The sequence below is a fragment of the Avibacterium paragallinarum genome (genome assembly GCF_900450705.1).
Classification (GTDB): domain Bacteria; phylum Pseudomonadota; class Gammaproteobacteria; order Enterobacterales; family Pasteurellaceae; genus Avibacterium; species Avibacterium paragallinarum.
The window spans coordinates 1,048,576-1,075,082 of record NZ_UGHK01000002.1 but is presented as its reverse complement, the minus strand read 5'-3'; the positions used below and the strand labels follow the sequence as shown (position 1 = coordinate 1,075,082).

The following is a 26,507-nucleotide window of genomic DNA, read 5'->3' as shown; positions in this document are numbered from 1 at the left end:
ATTAAAGGTTAAAAATCAATATTAAGCCTGTTTTTTGCTTTGGTGTTTCATATAGAACAAAGCGAAAACGGCTGCGATAAGTAAAATAGCCTGAGGCGTTAGGGTTTCAATGTAAGGATAAATGCCGAGCCACGAAATTTCTGGCACATTGGCAACCAGTGTTGGCTCAAACAGTTTTCCTTCAATCAGTTCTAGCACCGATTTTCCTGCGAAAATAAATGCCATTAAATACATAAAAGAACCAGTAAACATAAAGAACGGTTTCAGTGGCAACTTCACCACAGAATAACGCATAATCACATAACAAATCGCTAAAACAACAACCCCCGCCGCAATTCCCGCAAAGAGATACACATAGCTCATTGCATTGGAGGCATCACCCGCTAGAGCATAATAGAATAAAACGGTTTCTGCTCCCTCTCGATAGACCGCTAAAAAGCTGGTGAGCCACAAACCAATTAATGATCCTGTAGTGAGTGCGGTGGAAAGTTTGCCTTCTAAATAGCGTTTCCAATTTTGTGCTTCCACTTTGGAAAGTAGCCAATAGCTCATCATAAAGAGCATTACCACCGCAATCATCATTGTGAAACCTTCGAGCAATTCGCGGCTTGCCCCTGAATTAGAGAACACTAGTTGGAAAATAGCCGCGGTGATAACACTGGCGATCAACGCCACATAGACTGATTGTTTAATCACCGGCAATTTATCTTGATGATTATTTTTCACTAAATAAGCCACAATCGCTGCCACAATCAACAAGGCTTCCAAACCCTCACGCACCATAATTAAGAAGCTATAAATGAACATTGCCCAATCGCTTTGCTGATTGCCTTGCAACATTTCTACGGCTTTCGCGAGGCTCTGAGCCAAGCCTTCAGCCTGTTGGAGGAGTTGCTCAGTGGGCTGATTGGCTTTCATTAGGCTCACTAAACGGGTGAAATAGCCCTCAATTTCTGTTTTAAAATTGCTATCACGCGAACCGATTTTGTTTTCCATTCCGCTATTTTCAAAAATATCGAAATAGGTATCTTGCACGGCGAGCATTGCTTTTTTGCTTTCGCCTTTTTCAAACAGGGCAATGGCATTTTTGATCCCCGCATTAACCTGAGTTGCCACCTCGCTCCAGTTTTGCTTATCAGAAAAATCTTGCGAATTTTGCACCGCACTTTGCGTTGTTGCCTGTGCCGCTTTGGTGGTTGGCAGTTGCGGGAGCTGTTCTTCAATATCCTGTAACAGCGTGGTGATTTGATAGCCTAACGCATTAATTTGCTCGGGTTGCTCGCTGAGTTTAATCAAATCGTAAAACTGTTGATTAATACTCGCCGAAGCCGCTGCGGAACGATTTTTACGAATGGACATTTCCATTTCGCTATTTTTATAGCCATCATATTGAGCTTGCTGAATGCGTTTCTTCGATTGAGCAAATTCCCCTTTTTGATAGTCGCTAATTGCTTGGGCGAGTAAATCATCAATAATTTTGAAACTTTCTTGCCAATAAGGATCGATTTCTTCGTGTTGATACACATCGTGTTGCGTGGACGCGTTGAGCTGATGCCCTTGCTCTAAAACGGGTAAAACCGCTTGAAGGTCTTGTTTGAGTTGATTGATTTTTGCCTGCACCTCATTCAGCGGTTTCCCCTCACCAATCATTTTACGAATTTCCCCAAACATCGCTTCCATTTGGTAGCTTTTTTGTGCGGAAAAGTTAATGCGAATCGGACCCTCTAAATTCTCAAATACTTCAAAATAGGCCATTTGCACTTCGGTGCGTGCGTCATCAATTTGATTTTGCTGATAAAGTTCATCGGTTTTGGTTAAACGATTTTGTATGTCATTAACCCATTGCTGATAGTTCTCCGATGCTTGAGAGAACGCGGTAAAGAAGAAAAAGAATAAGGAAAAAAGATAACGGTGGTAACGCAAAAAGACCATATTGACTCTCTAATCTAAATAAAATTTATTCTTATTTCTACGTATTATCCTTATTCCTAAGTGTTTTAGCAAGAAAAAGCTTTCAATGAAAGAAATTGGATTGACAAGGATCAAACTTATATTTCTAGGTAAAAAGTGTGGTAAATTCGATTTAATTATTAGATTTCAAAATAACATCACTACAAATCATATGACTTGTATCGAGTTATCTTCTTTTTTAGGCTAAATTTGAAATCACAATATGAATGTACCGCACTTTTAATTTCACAATTTTTCTTATTCCACGGCTTTAAACAAAATCTCACTTGGGATAATCTCCCCCTGCCAATAAAGTTCGCTGGCGACTTTTTCAGCGAGTTGTAGGAAAGATTGGGCAATTTCGCTGTCTGGTGCGGAAACCACCGTTGGTTTGCCGTTATCCATATCTTCACGCAAGCGGATATGTAATGGCTGTTGTGCAAGCACTTTTACTTGATATTTTTCCGCCATTTTTTCTGCCCCGCCTGTACCAAAAATAGGTTCGTGATGGCCGCAGTTGCTACAAATATGCACGGACATATTTTCCACAATGCCAAGCACTGGGACAGAAACACGCTGGAACATTGAAATGCCTTTAATCGCGTCAATTAACGCAATATCTTGCGGTGTGGTCACCACAATCGCGCCAGTTACAGGGATTTGTTGTGAGAGCGTAAGCTGAATATCGCCCGTTCCTGGGGGTATATCGATCACTAAATAATCCAACTCCACGCCGTCTTTCGCCCATAAGGTTTCTTGTAAAAGCTGGCTTAGCGCACTGCTCGCCATTGGGCCTCGCCAAATGGTGGCGTTATCAGGTTCCATCAAATAGCCAATGGAATTGGTGCGTAGCCCGTACACTTCAATAGGGTTAATATGTTTGTTGTCTGGCGAAGTTGGGCGTTGATCTGCCACGCCAAGCATATGCGGTACGGACGGCCCATAAATATCCGCATCAAGCAGGCCCACTTTCGCCCCTTGTGCTTGTAAGGCTAAGGCTAAATTAACGGAAACGGTGGATTTCCCAACACCGCCTTTACCTGAACTTACCGCAATAATATTTTTGATGCCTTTGACAGCAGGGTGATTATTCGCACGTTTTAAGGTGGCGATTTGGTAATTTAGCACCCATTTCACCTCGTTAGCGTGAGTGATATTTTGCAGTTCCTTGCTGAGAGTATTTTTTAGCTGTTCAAAGCCTGTATTCCACGCAAAGGGCATTACAAGCTCAATGCGTAAAATCTCTGCACCGAGCTCCACTTTTTTAATCGCATTTAGTGAAAGAAGATTTTGTTGCAAGGTTTCGTGTTGAAATTGTTGAAATAATTGTTGAATGTCTGCTTGTTGAGCTTCGCTTAAATTCGCTGAAAAATGAATGTGCATTATCGCCCCTTAATTCGTTGAGTAGAATGGTTGAGTAAATTAGTCGGTATATTTAAACACGGCAAAGCGGTGCTGTTAAGTATAAATTGAGATAAACCGTATTGAACTGGAAAAAATACCATCAATAAGGTAAAATCCGGCAAAATTTTTTGATGAAAAAGGTAAATAAGAATGTCAAATTCACCGCGTAAGATTTTAGTTACTTGTGCCTTGCCTTATGCCAATGGCCCAATCCATTTGGGGCATATGTTAGAGCATATTCAAGCCGATATTTGGGTGCGTTTTCAGCGTATGCGTGGCAACGAAACTTATTTTGTTTGTGCTGACGATGCACACGGCACGCCGATTATGCTTAAAGCCGATCAAATGGGCATTACCCCTGAGCAGTTAATTGCCGATGTGCAACAAAAACACGTTGAAGATTTCAAAGGCTTTAACATTAGTTTTGATAATTATTATTCAACCCATAGCGAAGAAAATCGCGAGCTGGCAGAAAGCATTTACAATAAATTAAAAGAAAATGGTTTTATCAAAAGCCGTACTATTTCGCAATTATTCGATCCTGAAAAGCAAATGTTCTTGCCTGATCGCTTCGTTAAAGGCACTTGTCCAAAATGTAAATCCCCTGATCAATATGGCGATAACTGTGAAGTTTGTTCTGCCACTTACAGCCCAACGGAATTAATCGATCCGCGTTCTACGGTATCGGGTGCAACGCCTGTGTTGAAAGAAAGTGAGCATTTTTTCTTTGACTTACCAAGTTTTGAAGCAATGTTGAAAGCGTGGATTCGCTCCGGTTCATTGCAACAAGAAGTGGCAAATAAAATGCAAGAATGGTTTGAAGCGGGCTTGCAACAATGGGATATTTCCCGCGATGCCCCTTATTTTGGCTTCAAAATCCCTAATACAGAAAACAAATATTTCTATGTTTGGCTTGATGCCCCGATTGGCTATATGGCTTCATTCAAAAACCTTTGCAACCGTAAAGGCAATATTGATTTTGATAGTTTCTGGCATAAAGACAGCCAAGCTGAGCTGTATCATTTTATCGGCAAAGACATTATGTATTTCCACTCCCTTTTCTGGCCAGCGATGTTAGAAGGGGCGGAATTGCGTAAGCCTGATAATATTTTCGTACACGGTTATGTAACGGTAAATGGCGAGAAAATGTCGAAATCTCGTGGTACATTTATTCAAGCCGCCACTTACTTAAAACACCTCGATCCTGAATATTTGCGTTACTACTATGCGGCAAAATTGAGTAATCGTATTGACGATTTGGATCTCAACTTAGAGGATTTTGTGCAACGTGTGAATGCCGATGTGGTAAATAAATTAGTGAATTTGGCTTCACGCAATGCGGGCTTTATCCAAAAACGTTTTAATGGCGAATTGGCAGCGAGCTTGCAAGATCCCGTTTTATTCGCAGAATTTACTTCACAAGCGGATCACATTGCGGCTTATTATGAAAACCGTGAATTCGGCAAAGCCATTCGTGAAATTATGGCATTAACGGACAAAGCCAATAAATATATTGACGAAAAAGCCCCTTGGGTGATTGCAAAAGAAGAAGGTCGTGAGCAAGAATTGCAACAAGTGTGTTCAATGGGTATTGAGCTATTCCGTGTATTAATGGGCTATTTAAAACCTGTGCTACCGCAATTAGCCGAACGTGCTGAAGCCTTCTTACAGACTGAAATCACTTGGGATAGCCTCGCAACACCGTTGCTTGATCACAAAATTGCACCGTTTAAAGCCTTGTTCTCACGCTTAGAAATGAAACAAATCGAACAAATGATCGAAGCATCAAAAGCAGAAAATGCCCAACTTAATCCGCAAAGTAGCACAGAGAAAAGTGCGGTGCAAAATTCGGAAGATTTTGAACCTTTTGAAGAAACCATCACCATTGATGATTTCGCCAAATTAGACTTGCGTGTTGCCAAAGTGCTGAAATGTGAAGCCGTGCCTGAAAGCAATAAATTATTGAAATTTATCCTTGATTTAGGCGTGGAACAGCGTCAAGTATTCTCAGGAATTAAAGCCGCTTACAACAAACCAGAAGATCTAGAAGGGCGAATGGTGATTATGGTCGCCAATCTTGCACCGTGCAAAATGAAATTCGGAATGTCTGAAGGAATGATTCTCTCCGCTGGCACAGGCGGAGCAGATTTATTCTTGCTTGATGTGGATTCTGGTGCTAAAGCTGGTGCACGTGTGAAATAATAAATCTCAAATTGCGATAGAAAATAGAAAAAAGGTGAACTTAATGTTCGCCTTTTTATTATTTGTTTACGCGACAGGCGTGCCTTTCAGCAATTTTCTAATCCAACTGCGATTTGGGCTGAGCTGATGCAAAATATCTTCACTTAACGGCAAAGGTTCGCCATAAATTAATGAAGCTAACACTTCGCCAAGCAACGGGGCGGAGGTTAGCCCTCTTGAACCTAATGCACCAAGAAGATAAAGGTTTTTATGTTGTGCGGCGGGCTTGATAGTTTGTTTACGACGGCGGAGGTTAAACAGATTGGCGTAATTGGCGATTTGTTGTGCATAATCTGCCACATTGCCCATTAACGGCATACGATCTCGCACGGCACATCGCACGCCAACACGGGCTTGATTGCCTGAGGTATCGACATCATTCACCCAATCCACCCCAGCAAGATTACGTTGAATCTTCTGTTGATTTTCCTGCTGTTCCTGCCGGCTGAAGTGGCGATCTTGATTATCGCGAAGATGGCTCGCTCCAATGCAGTGGCTGATTTGGCGTTGATCTACTGGGGTGAGATAGCCATCATAGCAAAGCACGGTGTTGAGTTGGCTTAAATGCGGGGAAGTGGGAATTTCGCTCACTTGCCCTCGCACAGGGTAAACGGGGAGCTGGGTAGTTTGTGCAAAATTTTTCAGATGATGCCCATTGGCGATAATCACCACCTGATGATAAAAATGCTCGTTTGAGGCAGTAGTAAGCTGCCAGTGGTTATCTTGTTGTTCATCATTTTGAGAAAGTGCGGTGATTTTTTGCGATGTTTTTATTTTTACCCCTCGCTGTTGCAAATAGGCAAATAAATTTTGCACGAATTGACGCGGGGAAAGCCACGCCCCTTGCGGAATAAATCCGCCCTCGCAAGGTAGAGGTAGCCCCGCTTTTTCGCTTAATCCCGCTTGCGAAAGGGGCTGATATAAGGCAGTGGGTAAGCCTAGCTCAGAAATTTTGGCTAATTTCACCGCACTTTTTGCGTCATAGGCACAAAGTGCAACGCCACAAAATTCGTGTTCAAATTCAATACCTTGCTGAATTGCCCATTGCAACCGCTGTTGTCCGTATAAAAACGCGTGAATGTAAAAGCGAATGTTGCGTTCATCGTCATCGCTCAACTGAGGGTAAAACGCCCCTTGCTTATTCCCTGAAGCGTTGAGGGCAGTTTGCTCGTCCTCGCAATAAAGGGTGATCGTAGCCCCTCGCTCTAATAAAGAAAGGGCTGTGAAGGCGGAGGCAATCCCGCCGCCGATAATGGCGACATCTTGGCATTCAGCAAATTCTGCTGGTTGTGGGAGATACCAAGGGAAAAAAGTGCGGTCGGTTTTTGAGGCATTTTTTTCTTTGTAGCCCGCTAAGCATTCCCGTTTTTTGCCGTAGCCTTTGCGTTTATAAACGGTAAAGCCCGCCTTTTCTAGCCCTTTTCGCACCGCACTTGCCGCGGTGAAGGTGGCGAATGTGCCGTTAGGTTTGCTGTAATCAAACATTGCTTGATAGAGTTGGTCGTTCCACATTTGCGGATTTTTACTTGGTGAAAAGCCGTCTAAAAACCACGCGTCAATGCGATTTTGCATATAATCCCCGAGCTGAGGCAAATTATCTGCCATCTCGCCAAACCAAATATCCAGTGTGATTTCCGCAAAATGAAAACGCTGACAACCTGCGATCATCGGCTGCCAATGGCGACAAAGTTGCGTACTTAAATCGGCAAATTCAGGATAAGCCAAATGGATTTGTGCCAGCTGAGTTTGGTGGAGCGGATATTTTTCAAAAGAAATAAAAAATAACCGTTTCAGCGGGCTGTGTGGATTGGCTTGGCGAAATTGGCGGAACAGTGTGGCAACTGCCAAGAAATTCAACCCCGTGCCGAAGCCTGTTTCAGCAATCACAAAATGGCGTTCGGTGGATTGCTCCCAACGCACCCATAACTGGTTGCCTTGTTGGAAAACATAACGGCTTTCCGCAAGTCCATCTTGGTTAGAATAATAGACATCATCAAATTGATGAGAAACGGGCGTGTTTTCGGGATTAAACGAAATCTCGGCGTAATTCAGTGTTTGGATCATTGCTTAATTCTTTGTTGCCTTTGCAGATTTTGCTATAATAACCAAAATTTTGTGATTGGTCGAACCTTCAAAGAAATGCTTGCAATATTTTCATTTCGTAGTAAGTTAGCGACCAATTTTGTTTTTACTCTTTCAATTCAAAAGGAAGCATCTATGAGAAGAGCGGTGATTACGGGCGTTGGTATTATTTCCAGCATTGGTAACAATAAAGAAGAAGTATTGGCTTCGCTAAAAGCGGGCAAATCGGGTATTGAATTAGTGCCTGAGTTTGTAGAAATTGGAATGCGTAGCCACATTGCTGGAACTATTAAATTAAAACCAGCGGAATTGATTGATCGTAAAATTTATCGTTTTATGGGCGATGCCGCCGCTTATGCCTATCTTTCAATGAAAGAAGCCATTGAGGATTCAGGTTTAACAGAAGAGCAGGTTTCTAACGACCGCACAGGTTTGGTGATTGGTGCGGGAACAGGATCAGCTCATAATCAGCTTATCGCTTGTGATGCAGTGCGTGGGCCTCGTGGCGTGAAAGCAATAGGACCTTATGCTGTAACCAAAACAATGGCATCAAGTGTATCAGCTTGTTTAGCAACGCCTTATAAAATTCGTGGTGTGAATTATAGTATCAGCTCTGCTTGTGCGACATCTGCACATTGTATTGGTAACGCGTTAGAATTAATTCAACTTGGTAAACAAGATATTGTATTCGCAGGTGGTGCGGAAGAGTTGTCTTGGGAATGTGCGACAGAATTTGATGCAATGGGAGCAGTTTCCACTAAATATAACGATACGCCAGAAAAAGCCTCTCGTGCTTATGATGCCAACCGTGATGGTTTCGTGATTGCAGGCGGCGGTGCGGTGGTTGTGGTAGAAGAATTAGAACACGCACTTGCACGCGGTGCCAAAATCTATGCCGAGATCGTGGGCTATGGTGCAACTTCGGACGGCTATGATATGGTTGCACCAAGCGGTGAAGGGGCAGAGCGTTGTATGAAACAAGCAATGGCGACAGTGGACAGCCCGATCGATTACATTAACGTACACGGCACTTCAACCCCAGTAGGTGATGTGAAAGAATTAGGGGCAATTAAAAATGTTTTCGGTGAAGCAAAACCTGCGATTTCCTCAACCAAATCAATGACAGGGCATTCACTAGGTGCGGCAGGCGCACACGAAGCCATTTACACCTTATTAATGTTAGACAACGATTTCATCGCCCCAAGTATTAATATCGAAACCCTAGATCCACAAGCGGAAGGAATGAACATCGTTACAGAAACTAAAGAAAATGCGGGCTTGAATACAGTAATGTCAAACAGCTTTGGTTTTGGTGGTACGAATGCAACTTTAGTATTCAAACGTTATAAAGCGTAATTTAGTAACTTAAGAGGTTGTTAGGAAATAAATGTATTAATATCAAAAATTGTATGAGACTAGCTATTTAGTTAGTCTCATATTTTTTAGGGATGTATTATTGAAAAAATACGATCCTTGGTTCACTAAGAGGAATTTCTATACTTGTAGGTTTATTGGATAGATAAATCGTTTATATTTTTTCTTTCCAATAACCTATCCATTCTTTTAATGCTTGTGCATTCGCTGCCATAGCACTGGCTTGTGGAATGAAATGCATCAGTGTTACAGAGTAGCTTTCAGGTGTTTTTCCATTCCCTATACTAGCTGGAAGAACTATAAATCCTTGTTTCTCAAACAATAATTTTGCTCGTTGCATATGCCATTGGTTTGTTACCAAAATAATGCGATGAATATTTTCTTTATCCAATAGCTGTTTTGTGAATTGTGCATTTTGAATGGTAGTTTGGGCTTTTTCTTCTAGCCATTGGGTTGGAGTATGGAAAAATTGTTGCAATTCGTTTGCCATTATTTGGGCTTCAGAATTGCCGTTCGGGCTTGCTCCCGTGAGCAAAATCGGCAGTTGGGTTTGTTGGTGTAAATAAGCGGCGTAACGCAACCGTTCCAGTGCGATGGCAGGCACGGCGAGTGAACCAAATAATTCATTGCTATCCCGCAAGCCTCCACCCAATACTACGATGGCTTGTGCTGTTTTATACTGGCTCAGGCTTAGCGGTGGTGTTTGCACAAGGCTGTCTTGAAGTTTTTGTGCGGTATAAGGAATACTGGAAATATACAAAATCGCAATGCCGAAAACACAGCACGCAAGGCTTAATTTTTTGCAATGTTTTTTTGCCAAGATGCAAGAAAGCAGCCATAAAATCAACACATTAAATGGCGGAAGAATAATGGCAGTAATGAGTTTGGTGAGTAAATACATTGTTCATTTTTCGTGGGAAAATTTGTTGCATAGCATAAAAGGCTTGTAATCTTTTGTAAAGATGAGCAATCTCTTTGGATCTGCTTGTATTCTGTTTTACAATAGCCGCTTTAAATGTTGTCGCCAAAAAATGGTTTAATAATGAATAATATTTTAGTTTCTTTGAAGCAAGAATTAAAACAAATCCTTGATGTGATTGTGGATAAAAATGATGTGCTGTATTTTGATTATCCATTGCATTTAAATGTTGGGGATTTATTAATTTACGCGGGAACAGAAGCCTTTTTTCAGGATTATCAAATTAATATTCGCCTAAGACGTTGTTTGCAAAGTTTTGATCTTGAAGAAATCAAAAAATATGTGAAGCCAAATACCACATTGCTATGCCACGGCGGCGGGAATTTTGGTGATCTTTATCCGCTCCTTCAAGGAATGCGTGAAACCTTGCTCAAGGCGTTTCCAAATAATCGAATTATCGTTATGCCACAGACTGCCTATTTTTCTAATCTTCAAGCTAAAGAAAGAGCGGCAGCGATTTTTTCTGCACACCAAGATTGTTATTTATTTGTACGCGATCAAGCGACTTATCAATTAATGAAAGATCAATTTTCGGATAAGGTTTTTTTATCGCCAGATATGGCACATCAGCTTTATGATTCGGCATTATTGAACAAAACAACGCGAGCGAAAAGTGCGGTCGGAAAAACCTTATATTTTTTACGCAAAGACATTGAGTCAAGTCATTTAGAAAAAGAAATTCAATCAACTTTGCCAGAAAATGCCATTGTAAAAGATTGGAAAGATATTCTTACCACGCAAGATAAATGTTACGGACGTATTTGTAGTGGTTTAGCCAAAGTAGCGAATAAATTTCATCAAGCTTGGTTAAAAAATTGCGTGAATGATTTGTGGTATCGCCATAGTTTGGCAGTAATTAAACGCTGTAAAGACATATTTCAGCAATATGATTTAGTTGTAACCAGCCGCCTACACGGGCATATTTTTTCTTGTTTATTGGAAATTCCTAATGAAGTTTGCGATAACGCTTACGGAAAAAATTTAGGCTATTACCGTCAATGGACGCAAAATATTGATTTTTCGAAAGTTTATGAAAAATAAATCCTTTGCCAAAGTGCTGATCACCACCTTTTTAACAACGGGGCTAACAATGGTTAGCTCCTTTTTGCTTGCTCGATTGCTTGCGGTGGAAGAACGCGGGGCATTACAACTTTTCATCACTTCGGTTACCTATGTGGTAACTATCGCCACTGGTGGCGTGGGGTTTTCTCTGGCACTTTGTATGAGGCAGCAACAATATCTTCACTGGCGTTATTATTTTTCAACGTTTTTATTGTTGGCTATTTTCATTTCCAGCCTTGCACTTTATTTTTTTAATATTACTTCATTCAGCTATTTATTTATTTTAAATGTTATTTTAACCGCACTTTTTACCATTACATTGGAAAAAAGTAAAATTGATGCGAATTTATCTTTTTATCGTTTACTTTCCTTACAGCAACCTATTTTAGCTGTAGGAATATATGGCGGCTATTATTTTCTTTTTGGCGAGCAACATTTAGAAAAAGTGGTTCAGCTTTTAACGCTTTTAACTACAATCCAAGCTGGATTTGCATTGTATGTTATTAAAAAAATAGAAAGTCAATTTACAAATAAAGCAGAAATAACCCCAATTCAACCGCGTTATTTTCTTAAAAATTGCTTAAAACAAAATTTATTGCAAACTTTCGGTGCAACAACGGTTAATTTAGATCGTTTCTTAATAGTTTCTTTAATGGGAAATTATACGCTAGGTTTATATACCGTATGTATCGCTTTCGATGCCTTGCTTACACGGATTATTAATATGCTCGCAGATTATTATTATTCGGGATTGCTCAACGGGCTAAATCGCATTCGTGCCGTATTAGGCATTATTCTGTTAATGGGAATAAGTGCGGTAATAATTGTCCCGTTTTTGGCTGAACCTGTTATTCATTTATTTTTTGGTAATGCCTATATTGGCGTTGCTCCGATATTATTGTGGTTTATTATTAATTCATTACTTGCGGGACTTTCTTGGCTATTATCGCAAAATATGCTGATATTAGGTAAACAAGTATTGTTGTTTACTCGTCAAATTATTTCTATTCTTGTGTTAGTTGGGCTATTTTTCGCTTTTCAAAATAAAGGATTATATGGGGTCGCTTATGCGTTAATTGGAGCAAGTTTAGTACGATTGATGATTTCGATCATTTACTATTATAAATTTCCCATAAAAATTAATTGAGTTGGATAAAATGAAAAAATTTCTTATTTCTTTAGATAAAGATCAGCAACGCCGTGAATTATTTTTTACACAGCTAAATACGCAAGATTTTTCCGTATTTAGTGCGATTAATACAATGGAAAAAACGGCAGAAAATCTGACCGCACTTTATGATCAGGATAAATTTTTTCAACGCTATGGACGTAAGGTTACCAAAGGGGAAATTGGTTGTACCCTAAGCCATTTAGCCGTATATGGTTTAATTGCTGAGGATAACAGTATTCAAGATAAGGATTATTGCTTAATTTGTGAAGATGATGCCTTATTTAACCGAAATTTCCAACAGCATTTAGATAATTTATTACAAGAAAATCCGCAAGCAGATATTTTACTTATCGGACAATCTAAAATTGAGGATTTTAATCATTCAGAATTAGAGATTAATTATCCAACTACTTTTTCATTTTTGCGTAATAAAATTTCAGACTCAGCATTTTCTTATGCTTATCCATATAAAAATTATTTTGCTGGAACGGTGGCATATTTAATTAAAAAATCAGCGGCAAAAAAATGTTTAATGGAACAAAAACCTTATTGGTTAGCTGATGATTATCTTTTATTTGGTGATCAATGGGGATTAAGGATTCAAGTGGTGCGTCCTTTGCTTGCTATTGAAAACCCTAAATTAATGAGCAACTTAGAGGCAACGCGAGGCAGTGTTACGCATCATTTTTGGCAAAAACTGATGAAATATCCGTTGAAAAAACTCTTGGCAGTACAACGTAATTTGATAGGTAAAAAATAAAATGTCGGCATTAGTAAATTTATTTTATTTGTATGATCCTTGGCTATTCCATTTTTTTAGAATGGCATTTTTTGTTGGTGGGATTTCACTTATTTATTTAGCTTATCAAGTTGTAGCCCATAAACGCCCACAAGGCATTTTTATTCCGTTGCAGAGTTTAGCTGTTATTTTGGCATTAATTTTATTGAGTGCCATTCCAATGTGGGTCCACCAAACTCAAGATTACTCGGTATTATTGCAATATAGTAAAACCTTAATTCTATTTATTTTGGCGATTGGTATTTATAATGTTTTTTACTTTTATAAAGATAAAAATACGGGAAAACAAATTTTTATTCGCGATTTAAAAATAGGCATTTTAATACAATGGCTAGTTGGGGTTGGTGCATTAATAGGGATTGGTTTTATTATTGATCTCGCTTTATCTACCAATGTAATATTACCACGTTTTTATGGTTCGGAGCAGGAATATCGTTTGTATAATATTACTTCCTCAGCCTTTTTTCAGCTAAGTGCCTTTTATCTTTTTTTATTGCACTTTTTGTTGGCTTATAATAAACAGCATAATCAATTAAGTGCGGTGTTTTTATTTCTTATTTTATGTATTGGATTAATTTCAGGACGAACCTTCTTGTTTTTATCCTTAGTGAGCATTGCTATTTATTTTAAATGGAAATATGTACCAGCGTTAGTTTTATTTGCTTTGCTATGTTTAGGTTTAGCATTTTATTATCCACAAAATTCTTATGCCGCTCACGCATTAGAACCCTTAATAAATGTCTTAAATCATCAAGGGCTAACCAGTTCATCAACAGAGACTTTGATGCAACGCCACTTATTTATGCCTGAATGGAAGCAAATTTTATGGGGCGATGGTTGGTATATTACACCAGAGGGAAAATATTATGAGCGAACCGATAGCGGTTTTTTACGCCAATTATTATATGGTGGCATTGGCTATTTATTATTATGTTTTCTTTTTACCGCTTATTTCGTGCGTAAAGTGGCATTAAATTGGTTTAATGGCAGCTGGCTATTTACCCTATCAACCTTATTTATTTTTTCCATTTTAAATATTAAAGCAGATACCTATGCTTTCCCGGGAATAATGTTAGGATTATTAATGTTCTTATCGTTATTTGATAAGCGAAGTAAAAGTATTTTCTTAGTCAAAAAAGAAGGAAAAGAAAATGTTTAGTATTATTGTTCCCTCTTATAATCGCCAAGCAGAAATTCCTTCATTATTGGAAAATTTAGCTCAGCAAACAAAGCATAATTTTGAGGTTATTATTGTTGATGATTGTTCTAAACAAAAGGTAACGGTAGATAAAAATTATCCTTTTAAGGTTACGGTTATTCGCAATGAACAAAACCAAGGCGCGGCGGAAAGTCGTAATATTGGGGCGAGGAATGCCACTCAAGATTGGTTGTTATTTTTAGATGATGATGATCGTTTTGATTATCAAAAATGTGAAATATTGGCTCAAAAAATAATAGAAAATCCTGAAATCAATTTTATTTATCACCCTGCAAAATGTGTAATGGTTAATGAGAATTTTAGCTATTTTACTCACCCTTTTACGCAGAAAAAAGATCTCACTTTAGATAATCTATTATTGGCAAATAAAATCGGTGGAATGCCAATGATTGGAATTGAAAAATCTTTCTTCTTAAATATTGGCGGGCTTTCCACTCAATTAAAATCACTGGAAGATTATGAGTTTGTATTAAAAGTGGTTTCATCGCCAGAATTAAATCCATTATATGTAGAACAGCCTTTAACAGAATGCACATTCCACACTCAGCGATCCAGTGTTTCGACAAATTTAACTAATACGAAACAGGCCATTGCATTTATTGAACGAGAGTATGTTAAAACGCCTGAACAGCAAAAAAACTTTTCCATTAATGCCCTTTATATGCTGGCTTATCCTTATATTATGAATTTATCTAGAAAAGCCAGTGTTTATTATTGGAAAATGTTTCTATCAAGCAAAAAAATTAAATACTTTATTATTGCAATGATTATTTTTGTTTCGCCAAAATTGGCAATTCATTTGAAAAGGTTTATTTAATGAAATTTTCCGTTTTAATGTCCTTATATATTAAGGAAAACCCACAATATTTGCGTGAATGTTTAGAAAGTTTGCGTCATCAAACCTTGCCCGCTGATGAAATTGTATTGGTATTTGATGGAACAGTTACACCAGAATTAGAAAGTGCGGTGCAAAATTTTAGCGATTTTTTACCTTTGAAATTGGTTAAACTTCCCGTGAATCAAGGGTTGGGAAAAGCCTTAAATGAGGGGCTATTACATTGTTCGAATGATTGGGTTTTCCGTATGGATACCGATGATATTTGTGAGCCACAACGCTTTGAAAAACAAGTGAATTTTATCAAGCAGTACCCTGAAACCATTATTTTTGGTGGACAAATTGCTGAGTTTGGCAAGAACATTCAAGATATTGTGAGTTATCGAAAAGTACCGACGCAAGCCAAAGAAATCGTAAATTTCACCAAAACTCGCTGTCCGTTTAACCATATGACCGTGGCTTATAAGAAATCTGCTGTGCTTGATGCAGGCGGTTATCAAGATATTCAAGAAGATTATTATTTATGGATTAAATTAGTAGCAAAATATCCGCAAAATATTGCGAACTTACCTGATATTTTAGTTTACGCTCGAGTGGGAAACGGAATGGTTTCTCGCCGCCGCGGATTAGCTCAAGCAAAATGTGAATGGCATTTATTTCAATTAAAACGCCGTGTAAATTTGCAATCTACTTTATCTGGTTTTATGGTTTTTTTATTGCGTGTATTACCTCGTTTATTACCTGTTTCATTATTAAAAATAGTGTATAAATTTTTACGCAAATAATTTTTTTATTTATATTAAGGAAAGTAAAATGTTTAAGCGAAAATTATTATTGAGTTCATTATTTTCAGTGATTTTATTGGCAGGTTGTTCAAGTTCGCATTCTATTAAACCTATCAATGAAAATGCTCAATATAATAAGCCCCGCACATTAAATAATTTTGAGGATTATGTGGCATTTCTCAAAGGAAAAGCCGCAGGGCAAGGGGTATCAAGTGCGGTGCTAAATGCACAACAAAATATTCAATATATGCCTAAAGCGGTGGCGTTGGATAAGCAGCAAGCGGGCCAAGCGAAAAAGCGTAATCTGAATGAACCTAAGGTGTTGAATCCTAATGGCGTAACGCGTTATCTTAATCGTGTACTAACCACTAATAAAGTGAAGGTGGCTGAGCAACGTTATTGGGAGCAATTACCGCAGTTAGAAAAAGCGAGCCAAAAATTTGGCGTGCAAAAAGCCTATTTAATGGCATTGTGGGGAATGGAAAGTAGCTTTGGTTATTATCAAGGCTATTATGATGTACTTTCTGCTTTGGCAACCTTGGCGTTTGATGGTCGCCGTGAGGCGTTGTTTAGCAAAGAATTTATTGCCGCAATGAAAATGTTAGAGCGGGATCATATTCAGCGAAGCAAAATGAAAGGTTCTTGGGCGGGGGCAATGGGACAAACGCAATTTATGCCGAGTTCTTATCTAAGCTATGCTGCTGATGGTGATAATGATGGCGAAAAGGACATTTGGAAAAATCATTATGATGTGTTTGCATCTATCGCGAACTATCTCCATACTGTGGGTTGGGACGATAAATTGCCTTGGGGCGTTGAGGTGCGTTTGAATCAATTTATCAATCCGAGTTTTGTAGGCGTTGAAAAACAAAAAGCACGCAGTTTACAAGACTGGCAAGCCTTAGGTGTGACACTCAAAACCTTTACGCCAAAAACAACGCAAAATCTCACCGCACTTTCTCAGGCAAAATTATGGCTTGTACAACCAGACGGGGAAGCGGGGCGTGCATTTTTGGTATCCAATAACTTCCGCACATTGCTAGATTGGAATCGCTCGCAATATTTCGCGGTGAGCATTGGAATGTTTGCTGATCGCATTAAAACAAGGGTGATGTAGCTATTAATCTTAAGAAGTAAAAAAATCCTATCTAATGTCTTATTGTTTCTTATTTGTAAATAATGTTTTTAAAATTAGCCTATTTATCAATATATAAGAGAAAGGTAAACTTACTTTCACAAATAAGGTACTTCAACAAAATTAAGGCGTTAATATGAAAACAGTCTATCATTTAGCAAATAGTCGCGGTTATGCCGATCACGGCTGGTTAAAAAGCCACCATACCTTTAGTTTCGCGAATTATTATGATCCTACTCGTATCCATTTTGGGGCGTTACGCGTGATTAATGATGATTATGTAGAAGGTGGAATGGGATTTGGTACACATCCGCACGATAATATGGAGATTATTTCTATTCCATTAAGTGGTGATTTAGCACACAAAGATAGTATGGGAAATGGTAGCGTGATTCGCCAAGGTGATATTCAAGTGATGTCAGCAGGTACGGGCGTTACTCATAGTGAAATGAACCCCAATGCAGATATTCCAGCACAATTTTTGCAAATTTGGGTTTTTCCAAATAAACGTGATGTTAGTCCACGTTATCAACAAATCAGCATTGTCGATGGAGAAAAACGCAATGATTTTCAGCAGATCCTTTCGCCAAATCCAGATGATGAAGGCGTTTGGATTCATCAAGAGGCGTGGTTTTCATTAGCTAAATTTGATAAAGGTATAATGAAAACCTATAATACTCATAAATCTGGTAATGGTGTCTATGCTTTTGTATTGAAAGGCAGTGCCATCATAGCTGATCAGCAATTATCTACTCGAGATGGTTTAGGAGTATGGGACTGCGAACAATTTGAGATTATTGCAGATAGCGATACCGAAATTTTATTAATGGAAGTCCCGATGACAGTAAATTAAAGTGGAATCCCTTACGGTGAGTAGTAAGGGATTTATTTTTAAGGAAAGAAAAGTTATTTTAATTAAAATGAATGTTGATATTATAGATAGCGTTCATTAAAAATAATTATGCCGTTTACTTCTCATTAATCTAAATACTCCAAAATAGGAAGGATGAATATCGGTTATTTATAAAAGCATTCTTAATTTTCACAAAATGAAATATTCCCTGTATGAATAAAATAACAGCTACATCTGATCAAATTCAATGTTTAAAGAAAAAAATTACACAATGTTATCGGCAGTATCAGTTTACTGATGAACAAAAAATTTATGCAAAATTCGACCGCACTTTATTTAGTGAAGATTATCAAACTTTTGCATTTTATCGTGCTGAAATCACTCAAACGCTTACACAGCTTGAAAAGTTACAAGATCAAGAACAATATCAATGCCAATTTTACACTAAAAAATTATTAGCCCAGCTACAAGCATTACTAGATGCCGCTTCTTCTCCTCATTTTGAGAAAAAATTACGGAAAGAAAAAACAACCTCACCTTATCGGGTTAAGCAAAAAAATGAGATACATCAGCTCCCTCCAAGAGAACGCTTAGAAAAATATTATGAAGCATTGCAAGTGCTGAATGATAAAATTGCATTACAGAAAGATCAATATTATCTCGCAACGGATGAATTAGAAAAGCAACAGCTACAACGACATATTACTCATACTCAGCAGAGAAAAGCACGTTGTTTGGAGGCGATTGCTACATTGGAAGAATACTTGAGTTTAACTAAATAAAATCAATCTTCTTTATGTTGTTTCCAATTTAGTATCCGCTCAATGATATTAATCAGTTCTGCACGTTCATAAGCCTCTAAGCCAATAAATAAGCATTCTAATTTTCTAGCTTGATCTATTGAACGATTACTACTGAGGGTAACTAAATCCGCGACTTCACAATGAAAAATTTCTGACAATTCTAGTAGTCTTAATACGGAAGGAACTGATTTTCCACGCTCCATTCTTGATACCGCATCATTGCTAATATCTAATTTTTCGGCTAATTCAGCTTGAGTCATTCCTACTGCTCGACGATATTTTGCAATTGCTTGTCCAATTGTTCGCAATAACTGTTCACTTTTGCTCAACATAGCTAACTCCTTACTGTTAAAGGAGAAATAATAGGTCTTGACTTCTTTTCATAAATAGCGGAGCATGCTTAGATTAGATGTTAAAAGTCTAATATGAAGAAAGTAAGAAATTTTTTTCATCCCGACACAACCTGTCGTCGAATTTTCTGTTTATTGCCATAGAATAAGAACATCAATAATTCTTCAAAGGAAATAAAATGAAAGGGGCTGTCCTAGATAACAACTAAAAAATCTATTTAGGTTAGAATGAACCAATGAGAAAAAGTCGTCTAAGTCAGCACAAACAAAATAAACTCATTGAGCTATTTGTTGCAGGTGTTACTGCAAGGACAGCAGCAGAGTTAGTCAATGTAAACAAAACGACTGCCGCATATTACTTTCATCGTTTACGCCAACTCATCTATCAAAACAGCCTTCACTTAGAGATGTTTGAAGGTGAAATTGAAGCCGATGAAAGTTATTTTGGCGGTGCTCGCAAAGGCAAACGTGGTCGTGGTGCGGCAGGGAAAATTGCGGTATTCGGGCTTCTCAAGCGCAATGGCAAGGTTTATACCGTTGCGGTTCCAAATACGCAATCTGCCACCTTGTTACCCATTATTCGGGAGCAGGTAAAGCCTGATAGTATTGTTTACACCGATAATTATCGTAGTTATGACGTGCTTGATGTGAGTGAATTTAGTCATTTTCGTATCAATCACAGCACACATTTTGCTGAAAATCATAACCACATTAACGGAATTGAGAATTTTTGGAGCCAAGCAAAACGCCATTTACGAAAATTTAATGGTATCCCAAAAGCGCATTTTGAGCTTTATTTAAAGGAATGTGAATGGCGTTTTAATTACAGCAACATAAAAAGTCAAATTTCTATTTTAAAACAATTGGTTAAAGGGAGTTTAGTCTAGTTATCTAGGACAGCCCCAAATGAAAAGCACAACACAGCTTGCCCAGCGAATTAGTCTTATTTTAGTCGAGCTTAACAAAGGCAAACGTATTGATGTTAATGAACTTGCAGATGAGTTTAATGTATCTATAAGAACCATTCAAAGAGATATAAAAGAGCGGCTTAATTTCTTACCTTGGGATAAGTTAGGACCTAGATTTTATCGATTAGATCGCCAAAAATTAGATATACTGACCGAAGAAGATATTCAACGCTTTGCCCTTTTTGCCAGTGTTTCTAATTTATTCCCAGAGATTGATAAAGTGTTTTATCAAGAAAAGCTCACACAATCCGTGCAAGTGAAAGGCGTTCAATATGAAAATATCAGCCATTTAAAAGAACAATTCAACGAGCTTCAATTAGCCATTCAGCAAAATAAACTGATTTCATTTAAATATAAAAAATAAATAGTGAACATTCAACATTTTATCAACTCAAACCTTATTTATTAACTAATAAAAATGGCATTTGGTATCTTATTGGCACAGATAAAAATCAAAATGATAAACAAAAAACATTCTGCTTTACTCAAATTTCACAATTAAAGGTTTTATCTGAAACATTTATTCCTAATCAAAAATTTATCGAAAATATTAAAAATAGCAATTCATTATCACATGGAAATGTAATGCCGGAAGTGGTGGTTCGAGTTTCTGCTTTTGCCGCGCCTTTTTTCTTACGCAGAAATTTATTACCTAACCAAAAGCTGTTACACAAATTAGAAAGTGGTGAATTATTACTTTCAGCACAAAATATCAGCCAATTAGAAATTTTACCTCTTGTTCAATATTGGATTCCGCATTTAACTATTATTAGCCCTCAAAGTTTGCAGGAAGAGTTAAAAGATAATTTACTTAATTATTTGAATAAGATTGAAAAGATTTAATTCGGAGATTAAAAATGCAATTAGATACCCTAGATACAGCAACATTAAATAAACTAATTAGAAATAAAATTAACTTTTCGATCAAAACAGAAAATTTTATTGATGATGTGGCTTATATTGAAGAGCTTATTGAAAGAAATGGCTTTACTTGCCGAGTTTATACAGAAAATCGTTCAGTGGGAATGGGAGCTGGTGTGTTCCGAGGGGTTGGGGCTTTAATTGGAATAGCTACTGCTGTTGGTATCGGCATTCATAATTTCTTAACCTATAACCCAGATTTTGAAATTGGTAAAGATTTTATCAATAGTCGAATTAATGTTACTTATAAAAAATAATAACTTAATAGGAAATAAATTTATTTTATGACGACAGTAACCTATTCTCAAGGTAGATTAATGACAGATTCGATGGCAACAACCATTTCTACTTTTAAAGGTTTTGTTAATCAATTTAATATGAATGAAAGTGTTGCTCGTAATATTATTGATGATCCAGATTTTATCGTTGATCAATTAATCATTGATGATTTTGTTGAGAATAATCCACTTCGGAATAAAAAATATTCTTTAAACCAAGTTATAAATTTTGCTAAAAGGAATCATAACGCATTAAAGTTATTAGATGGAAAGTATATTCAATCCGATGAAAATGGGAAATATTTTCTTTGTCCTGATGCGTCATTAAAAATAAATGGTCAAAAGGTTTTAGCAGTAGCTTATGCTGGAAAATTTAATTTTTTTACATTACCTATTATTGAATATGCAGTTTATCACGCAAAAACAATAGAGGCATTTTTTAATATTTTATTAAATTTTAAAGAAATCATTTTCACAAACAAAGCATTGAATTTTCATTTAATGTTAGTTTTTAAAGAGGGAGTATATCGTTTATATGATTTAGATAGACGATCAATTTATTTTCATTCTAAAAAAGATAAAGGCATTATTGGAATAGGCAGTGGATTTCAACTTTTTATTGAAAATAATAAAGAAAAATTTAGTAAAAATAACGCCTTGTTAGAAGACGTTCATTGTTATGCCATGAAAAATGATCCATATACGAATAATTTAGTTGCAATGGTAGATTTCAATGGCGATAAAATTATTCAAAAAAATCTTATTCTTATTGAAGATTTATTAATAGAGAAAGAAGAATTTATAAAAGAGAATGACAATAAAACCTTTAAGAAAGAAATTAGCAATGAAAAAATTAAAGCCTTAGTGAAATGTAAACTAAACTTTTCTATACAGACTGATGATATATCAAGAGAAGCATTAAGGGTTGAATGTATTATTGAAGAAAATAACTTTAGCTGTCGTGTTTATACTGAAAATCGTTTAGCTTCAGTTGGGCTTTCGATTTTTTTACCTAATATCATTGGGGTTGCAACATTAGCGGGTATTGCAGCACATAATCTATTAACACTTAATCCTGATTATGAGATTGGAAAAAATATTCTTGATAGCCAAATTAATATTACTTACCAACCTTAGAGGTGAAAATGAATTTTGAGAATTTAACTTTAGATGGCATATATAAAAAATATAATTTAAATTAATGGGGCTGTCCTAGATAACTAGACTAAACTCCCTTTAACCAATTGTTTTAAAATAGAAATTTGACTTTTTATGTTGCTGTAATTAAAACGCCATTCACATTCCTTTAAATAAAGCTCAAAATGCGCTTTTGGGATACCATTAAATTTGCGTAAATGGCGTTTTGCTTGGCTCCAAAAATTCTCAATTCCGTTAATGTGGTTATGATTTTCAGCAAAATGTGTGCTGTGATTGATACGAAAATGACTAAATTCACTCACATCAAGCACGTCATAACTACGATAATTATCGGTGTAAACAATACTATCAGGCTTTACCTGCTCCCGAATAATGGGTAACAAGGTGGCAGATTGCGTATTTGGAACCGCAACGGTATAAACCTTGCCATTGTGCTTGAGAAGCCCGAATACCGCAATTTTCCCTGCCGCACCACGACCACGTTTGCCTTTGCGAGCACCGCCAAAATAACTTTCATCGGCTTCAATTTCACCTTCAAACATCTCTAAGTGAAGGCTGTTTTGATAGATGAGTTAGCGTAAACGATGAAAGTAATATGCGGCAGTCGTTTTGTTTACATTGACTAACTCTGCTGCTGTCCTTGCAGTAACACCTGCAACAAATAGCTCAATGAGTTTATTTTGTTTGTGCTGACTTAGACGACTTTTTCTCATTGGTTCATTCTAACCTAAATAGATTTTTTAGTTGTTATCTAGGACAGCCCCAAATTAATTATTATTGAGGAAAATATGGCTTGGTCAAACCTTTTCGATCCTAATGTGCAATATTGCCCAAAGTGTGATTGGGTAAGTGCATATCTTATTTACAGTGATATTTTATTTTTATCACATTGTGAAAAATGTAATACCGAATTAAAACCAAAACCTTTATCAAAATGTAATTTGAAACAAAAGGCTTATATTAAGTTGTTTAGAATAAATTGATAATGCTAATTTAATAAAAAATAGAGGAGTAAATATGTCAAATAATAATACCGCACTTGAAATTGTAAATGCAGCTCTGAAATTTCCAATGATTAAAGTGAACCGTCAATCATTTCTTTTAGAAACTTGCCCTGTTAGATCTAATGAGGAGAGAAATTTATTATTAGAAAAAGGACCAATTGGCTCAGGGTTATTTTCTGAGAAAGAAATTAGAAAAATTGCTGAAAATATTTGTAGTAAAAAAACGTGGACAAGCACTACAGCATCTTTTGCAGCTGGTATTCTAGGCGGTTTTGCAATGATAGGGACAATACCAGCTGATACGGCTCAGTTTTTTGGATTTGCATTAAGGCTAGCTCAAGAAATCGCTTATCTTTATGATACGAGAGATTTTTGGGATGGAGAAACGCTAAATGATGAAGCAATAAAGGGCGAGTTTATGCTTTATCTCGGCACAATGTTGGGAGTTGGGGGAGCAGCAAATGCGATGAGATATATCACACAAGGACTATCCCAACAATTAGCTAAAAATTTAACTAAAACTGCATTAACTAAAACATTTTGGTATCCATTAATAAAAAGCTTGGGGAAATATGTAGGGGTTAAAATCACCAAAGATACCTTTGCACGCACAACATCAAAAATTGTGCCTTTTTTAGGTGGAGTATTTTCTGGAGCTTTAACTTATTACGCGATGACTCAGATGAATAAGCGTTTAATTAACGCACTAGAAAAACGTATTGTTTATACAGAGGAGGAAAAACGAAAAGATAAAGAAGTAATTAAAAAAGAAATGCCTGAAGTTGATCTGCCCCCAAAAAGTTAGACTATATTCTAATTTCATTCAAGGACTGAGTTCTGTATTCCACAGGGCTTAGTCCTTTGAGCTTCACTTGAATACGCTCATTGTTGTAGTAATGAATGTACTCGTGAATCACTTTTTCAAGCTGTTCAAAGGTTTCAAACCGCTTGCCAAAGTAACATTCCGTCTTCAATCGCCCGAAAAAGCTTTCCATCGCACCATTATCAAGGCAATTGCCTTTTCTCGATATACTTTGCGTAATACCGTGTTTTTTCAATATCTCTCGATAACCCATCATTTGATACTGCCATCCTTGGTCGGAATGCAGTATCGGTTTTTCCCCCGCTAATCGGTTCACCGCCTGGGTCAGCATTCTGGTTATCTGCTCAAAACTCGGACTTCTCGCCACATCATAAGCAATAATTTCGTTATTAAACAAGTCTTTAATCGGCGATAAATACACTTTGCCTTCCGCACATTTGAACTCGGTGATATCCGTTACCCACTTCTCATTCGGCATCGTTGCCGTAAAATCCCGTTGCAACAGATTATCGGCAATGTGTCCCACTTTGCCTTGGTAAGAACGATATTTTTTCTGCTTACTTTTTCCTTTTAACCCCAAACGTTGCATTATCGCTTGCCCCCTTTTGTGGTTGATAATCAAGTATTTCCTTAATTCCAAGGTAATTCGACGATAACCATAATTTTCGTCATTTTTGCGATAAATTTCCTCTATTTTCTGTGAAATCGCTACATTTTTATCCGACTTTGTATAGAGAGGGTAAGTTCAAAAGCTATGGATTATCTAAATTAGTGTTAAGAATTATTGAGGTTTTACCAAAAGAAGCGAAAGCAAGTTTTTATGCTAGTGCAAATGAAGAGGCAAAAACAGAATCTGCTAAAGTTGAAGCTCAAAAAGGGCTATGGGATACCATAGTTGATACAGTAAAAGAGAAACTTCCCGAAATAGTAGAAACTCTTTTACCTTTAGCAAAAACAGCAATAGATAAAATCTTTAAAAAGTGGTTTTAGCTGTTATCTGTCTTTCTTGATAAAGAGAGCTGATAAAATATGGGTTGTAGAAGATTAAATTTGATCTTCTACAATTTTTTAATTTTTATTGATGGAGAAATTTATGATGTTTTTTATTTATAGAGTTGATGAGCTAATAAATCACTTCAAAAAAAACCGCGATCACCTCAACTACTCCGATAATTTCAAGCTAAGAATTCACCGCTCTTTGAGTTGGTTGAAAAAAGCGGAGGAAACGGAAGAGTTAGATAGCCAATTTATTTATCTGTGGATTGCCTTTAATGCGGCATATGCAAAAGAAATTAAAAATTTAGAAAATAAAGAGCGGTCAAATTTAAATGAGTTTTTATTGCGTATTTGTGGTTTAGATGAAAATAAAGTGATTTATGATCTTGTTTGGAAAAATTTTTCTCAATCTATTCGCTTATTAGCAGATAATAAATTTATCTTTCAGCCTTTTTGGGATTATCATAATGGAAAAATAAGTGAAACAGAGTATTTAAATGCTGAGATAAAAGAAAGGGAAAAATTATTTTCTGCCTTAGAAAATCAAAATATTGATCGTATTTTAGATGTATTATTTAGACGGCTTTATACATTGAGAAATCAAATTATACACGGTGGGGCGACTTTTAATAGCTCAGTAAATCGCGAGCAACTAAAAACAGGGTGTAATATTCTTTCTTTATTTTTACCTGTTATGCTAGAAATTATGATGAAAAATCATAATGAAATGGATTGGGGAAAGCCGTTTTATCCAGTAGTTAAGGATTATTAATAAGATATTGAAAAATAGGACATATGGATTTATTACTGTTTCTAAGGGGGCTTTTTTAACTTGTAATATGATGGTCTTTATTTGATAATGCTTTCCTTTGTATATGGTTAAAGGGGGAATGATGAAAGAAAGAAAAAAACTTGATCCTGATGCTGCAATTGATATGGCATATGATATTTTTTTAGAAATGGCAGGAGAAAATTTAGATCCAGCAGATATATTGTTATTCAATTTACAATTTGAAGAGAGGGGGGCGGTTGAACTTGTGGAAACTGCTGATGATTGGGAGGAAGAGATTGGCGTATTGATTGATCCTAATGAATATGCAGAGGTGTGGATTGGTTTAGTTAATGAACAGGATATTATGGATGATATTTTTGCAAAATGCCTTATATCTTATTCTGAAGATAACCGAGAGTATCATATTATTTGGAAGAAATAAGGGGGGTATTATGATATTAAACGATGAGATACTGTTTAGTTGAGTCTTTTTAAGAAACTAGCCTGGGTAATACAGGCTAGTTTTTTTATAGGCGTCCTCAATC

The 26,507-nt window shown here is 36.8% G+C and carries 25 protein-coding genes and 3 pseudogenes; 21 read left to right on the top strand and 7 right to left on the bottom strand.

The window, feature by feature from the left end:
- Positions 1 to 21: 21 nt before the first annotated feature.
- The gene (locus DXZ23_RS10005) at positions 22 to 1,932 is read right to left on the bottom strand and encodes an FTR1 family iron permease (protein ID WP_017805904.1); all 1,911 of its coding nucleotides are present in this window, start codon (positions 1,930 to 1,932) and stop codon (positions 22 to 24) included.
- Positions 1,933 to 2,208: 276 nt separating this feature from the next.
- Positions 2,209 to 3,333: an iron-sulfur cluster carrier protein ApbC gene (gene apbC, locus DXZ23_RS10000; RefSeq protein WP_021723540.1), complete on the bottom strand. Its 1,125-nt coding sequence runs from the start codon at positions 3,331 to 3,333 to the stop codon at positions 2,209 to 2,211.
- Positions 3,334 to 3,504: 171 nt separating this feature from the next.
- On the opposite strand from apbC, the gene metG reads away from it, so the two are divergent.
- Positions 3,505 to 5,556, top strand: coding sequence for a methionine--tRNA ligase (metG, locus tag DXZ23_RS09995; protein ID WP_017805902.1), 2,052 nt, complete (start codon positions 3,505 to 3,507; stop codon positions 5,554 to 5,556).
- Positions 5,557 to 5,622: 66 nt separating this feature from the next.
- Here the strand turns inward: metG and mnmC are convergent, their stop codons facing one another.
- Positions 5,623 to 7,656 (bottom strand): bifunctional tRNA (5-methylaminomethyl-2-thiouridine)(34)-methyltransferase MnmC2/FAD-dependent 5-carboxymethylaminomethyl-2-thiouridine(34) oxidoreductase MnmC1, encoded by a 2,034-nt coding sequence (mnmC, locus tag DXZ23_RS09990; protein ID WP_026138499.1) that lies wholly within the window; start codon positions 7,654 to 7,656, stop codon positions 5,623 to 5,625.
- A 156-nt stretch (positions 7,657 to 7,812) separates the two neighbouring features.
- On the opposite strand from mnmC, the gene fabB reads away from it, so the two are divergent.
- On the top strand, positions 7,813 to 9,033 hold the full coding sequence (gene fabB / locus DXZ23_RS09985; RefSeq protein ID WP_017805900.1) for a beta-ketoacyl-ACP synthase I: 1,221 nt from the start codon (positions 7,813 to 7,815) through the stop codon (positions 9,031 to 9,033).
- 172 nt (positions 9,034 to 9,205) lie between these two features.
- On the opposite strand, the gene DXZ23_RS09980 is transcribed toward fabB, so the two are convergent.
- Positions 9,206 to 9,952, bottom strand: coding sequence for a YdcF family protein (locus DXZ23_RS09980; protein ID WP_103846615.1), 747 nt, complete (start codon positions 9,950 to 9,952; stop codon positions 9,206 to 9,208).
- Positions 9,953 to 10,093: 141 nt separating this feature from the next.
- Between DXZ23_RS09980 and DXZ23_RS09975 the strand changes: the two genes are divergently transcribed.
- From DXZ23_RS09975 to priC, 9 genes are all read left to right on the top strand, one after another.
- Positions 10,094 to 11,071, top strand: a complete 978-nt coding sequence (locus tag DXZ23_RS09975) for a polysaccharide pyruvyl transferase family protein (RefSeq protein WP_017805899.1) — start codon at positions 10,094 to 10,096, stop codon at positions 11,069 to 11,071.
- Complete coding sequence (locus DXZ23_RS09970) at positions 11,061 to 12,239, top strand: lipopolysaccharide biosynthesis protein (protein WP_017805898.1); 1,179 nt, start codon at positions 11,061 to 11,063, stop codon at positions 12,237 to 12,239. The genes DXZ23_RS09975 and DXZ23_RS09970 overlap by 11 nt, the downstream gene beginning before the upstream one ends.
- Before the next feature lie 10 nt (positions 12,240 to 12,249).
- Positions 12,250 to 13,023 carry a glycosyltransferase family 25 protein gene (locus tag DXZ23_RS09965; RefSeq protein ID WP_017805897.1) on the top strand — a complete coding sequence of 258 codons (774 nt, stop codon included), beginning with the start codon at positions 12,250 to 12,252 and terminating at the stop codon, positions 13,021 to 13,023.
- 1 nt (position 13,024) lies between these two features.
- Positions 13,025 to 14,221 carry a hypothetical protein gene (locus DXZ23_RS09960; protein ID WP_017805896.1) on the top strand — a complete coding sequence of 399 codons (1,197 nt, stop codon included), beginning with the start codon at positions 13,025 to 13,027 and terminating at the stop codon, positions 14,219 to 14,221.
- Positions 14,214 to 15,098: a glycosyltransferase family 2 protein gene (locus tag DXZ23_RS09955; RefSeq protein WP_017805895.1), complete on the top strand. Its 885-nt coding sequence runs from the start codon at positions 14,214 to 14,216 to the stop codon at positions 15,096 to 15,098. Before DXZ23_RS09960 ends, DXZ23_RS09955 begins: the two co-directional genes overlap by 8 nt.
- The gene (locus DXZ23_RS09950) at positions 15,098 to 15,901 is read left to right on the top strand and encodes a glycosyltransferase family 2 protein (protein ID WP_017805894.1); all 804 of its coding nucleotides are present in this window, start codon (positions 15,098 to 15,100) and stop codon (positions 15,899 to 15,901) included. Before DXZ23_RS09955 ends, DXZ23_RS09950 begins: the two co-directional genes overlap by 1 nt.
- Before the next feature lie 28 nt (positions 15,902 to 15,929).
- Complete coding sequence (locus DXZ23_RS09945; RefSeq protein ID WP_017805893.1) at positions 15,930 to 17,018, top strand: lytic murein transglycosylase; 1,089 nt, start codon at positions 15,930 to 15,932, stop codon at positions 17,016 to 17,018.
- A gap of 154 nt (positions 17,019 to 17,172) precedes the next feature.
- Positions 17,173 to 17,889 carry a pirin family protein gene (locus DXZ23_RS09940; RefSeq protein ID WP_017805892.1) on the top strand — a complete coding sequence of 239 codons (717 nt, stop codon included), beginning with the start codon at positions 17,173 to 17,175 and terminating at the stop codon, positions 17,887 to 17,889.
- A gap of 212 nt (positions 17,890 to 18,101) precedes the next feature.
- The gene (gene priC / locus DXZ23_RS09935) at positions 18,102 to 18,671 is read left to right on the top strand and encodes a primosomal replication protein PriC (protein WP_017805891.1); all 570 of its coding nucleotides are present in this window, start codon (positions 18,102 to 18,104) and stop codon (positions 18,669 to 18,671) included.
- A 2-nt stretch (positions 18,672 to 18,673) separates the two neighbouring features.
- Here priC and DXZ23_RS09930 read toward each other — a convergent pair whose 3' ends face one another.
- A complete protein-coding gene (locus DXZ23_RS09930; protein WP_017805890.1) occupies positions 18,674 to 19,024 on the bottom strand; it encodes a helix-turn-helix domain-containing protein in 351 nt (116 codons plus the stop codon).
- Between the two features lie 254 nt (positions 19,025 to 19,278).
- On the opposite strand from DXZ23_RS09930, the gene DXZ23_RS09925 reads away from it, so the two are divergent.
- From DXZ23_RS09925 to DXZ23_RS09910, 6 genes and pseudogenes are all read left to right on the top strand, one after another.
- Entirely contained in the window at positions 19,279 to 19,929 is a 651-nt protein-coding gene (locus tag DXZ23_RS09925; protein ID WP_017805306.1) for an IS1595-like element ISHpa1 family transposase, read from the top strand.
- 19 nt (positions 19,930 to 19,948) lie between these two features.
- Positions 19,949 to 20,374: an HTH domain-containing protein gene (locus DXZ23_RS15945; RefSeq protein ID WP_021723547.1), complete on the top strand. Its 426-nt coding sequence runs from the start codon at positions 19,949 to 19,951 to the stop codon at positions 20,372 to 20,374.
- Positions 20,371 to 20,457: pseudogene (locus tag DXZ23_RS16220) on the top strand (hypothetical protein); the annotation flags it as partial. The gene DXZ23_RS15945 and the pseudogene DXZ23_RS16220, both read left to right, overlap by 4 nt.
- A 138-nt stretch (positions 20,458 to 20,595) precedes the next feature.
- Positions 20,596 to 20,853: a WYL domain-containing protein gene (locus DXZ23_RS16215; RefSeq protein ID WP_021723548.1), complete on the top strand. Its 258-nt coding sequence runs from the start codon at positions 20,596 to 20,598 to the stop codon at positions 20,851 to 20,853.
- 14 nt (positions 20,854 to 20,867) lie between these two features.
- Positions 20,868 to 21,188: a hypothetical protein gene (locus tag DXZ23_RS09915; protein ID WP_017805889.1), complete on the top strand. Its 321-nt coding sequence runs from the start codon at positions 20,868 to 20,870 to the stop codon at positions 21,186 to 21,188.
- A gap of 27 nt (positions 21,189 to 21,215) precedes the next feature.
- Positions 21,216 to 22,346 carry a hypothetical protein gene (locus tag DXZ23_RS09910; protein ID WP_021723549.1) on the top strand — a complete coding sequence of 377 codons (1,131 nt, stop codon included), beginning with the start codon at positions 21,216 to 21,218 and terminating at the stop codon, positions 22,344 to 22,346.
- Positions 22,347 to 22,429: 83 nt separating this feature from the next.
- Here DXZ23_RS09910 and DXZ23_RS09905 read toward each other — a convergent pair.
- Positions 22,430 to 23,080, bottom strand: a pseudogene (locus tag DXZ23_RS09905) (IS1595-like element ISHpa1 family transposase).
- Between the two features lie 304 nt (positions 23,081 to 23,384).
- Here DXZ23_RS09905 and DXZ23_RS09895 point away from each other — a divergent pair.
- A complete protein-coding gene (locus DXZ23_RS09895) occupies positions 23,385 to 24,176 on the top strand; it encodes a hypothetical protein (RefSeq protein ID WP_017807575.1) in 792 nt (263 codons plus the stop codon).
- A 1-nt stretch (position 24,177) separates the two neighbouring features.
- Here the strand turns inward: DXZ23_RS09895 and DXZ23_RS09890 are convergent.
- A pseudogene (locus DXZ23_RS09890) lies at positions 24,178 to 24,936 on the bottom strand (IS3 family transposase); the annotation flags it as partial.
- On the opposite strand from DXZ23_RS09890, the gene DXZ23_RS09885 reads away from it, so the two are divergent.
- From DXZ23_RS09885 to DXZ23_RS09875, 3 genes are all read left to right on the top strand, one after another.
- Positions 24,894 to 25,184, top strand: a complete 291-nt coding sequence (locus DXZ23_RS09885; protein ID WP_103846613.1) for a hypothetical protein — start codon at positions 24,894 to 24,896, stop codon at positions 25,182 to 25,184. The pseudogene DXZ23_RS09890 and the gene DXZ23_RS09885 sit on opposite strands and share 43 nt — an antisense overlap.
- A 103-nt stretch (positions 25,185 to 25,287) precedes the next feature.
- Positions 25,288 to 25,962 (top strand): HEPN domain-containing protein, encoded by a 675-nt coding sequence (locus DXZ23_RS09880; protein ID WP_017805883.1) that lies wholly within the window; start codon positions 25,288 to 25,290, stop codon positions 25,960 to 25,962.
- A 121-nt stretch (positions 25,963 to 26,083) separates the two neighbouring features.
- Positions 26,084 to 26,404 (top strand): HI1450 family dsDNA-mimic protein, encoded by a 321-nt coding sequence (locus DXZ23_RS09875; protein ID WP_017805882.1) that lies wholly within the window; start codon positions 26,084 to 26,086, stop codon positions 26,402 to 26,404.
- Positions 26,405 to 26,507: the final 103 nt, after the last annotated feature.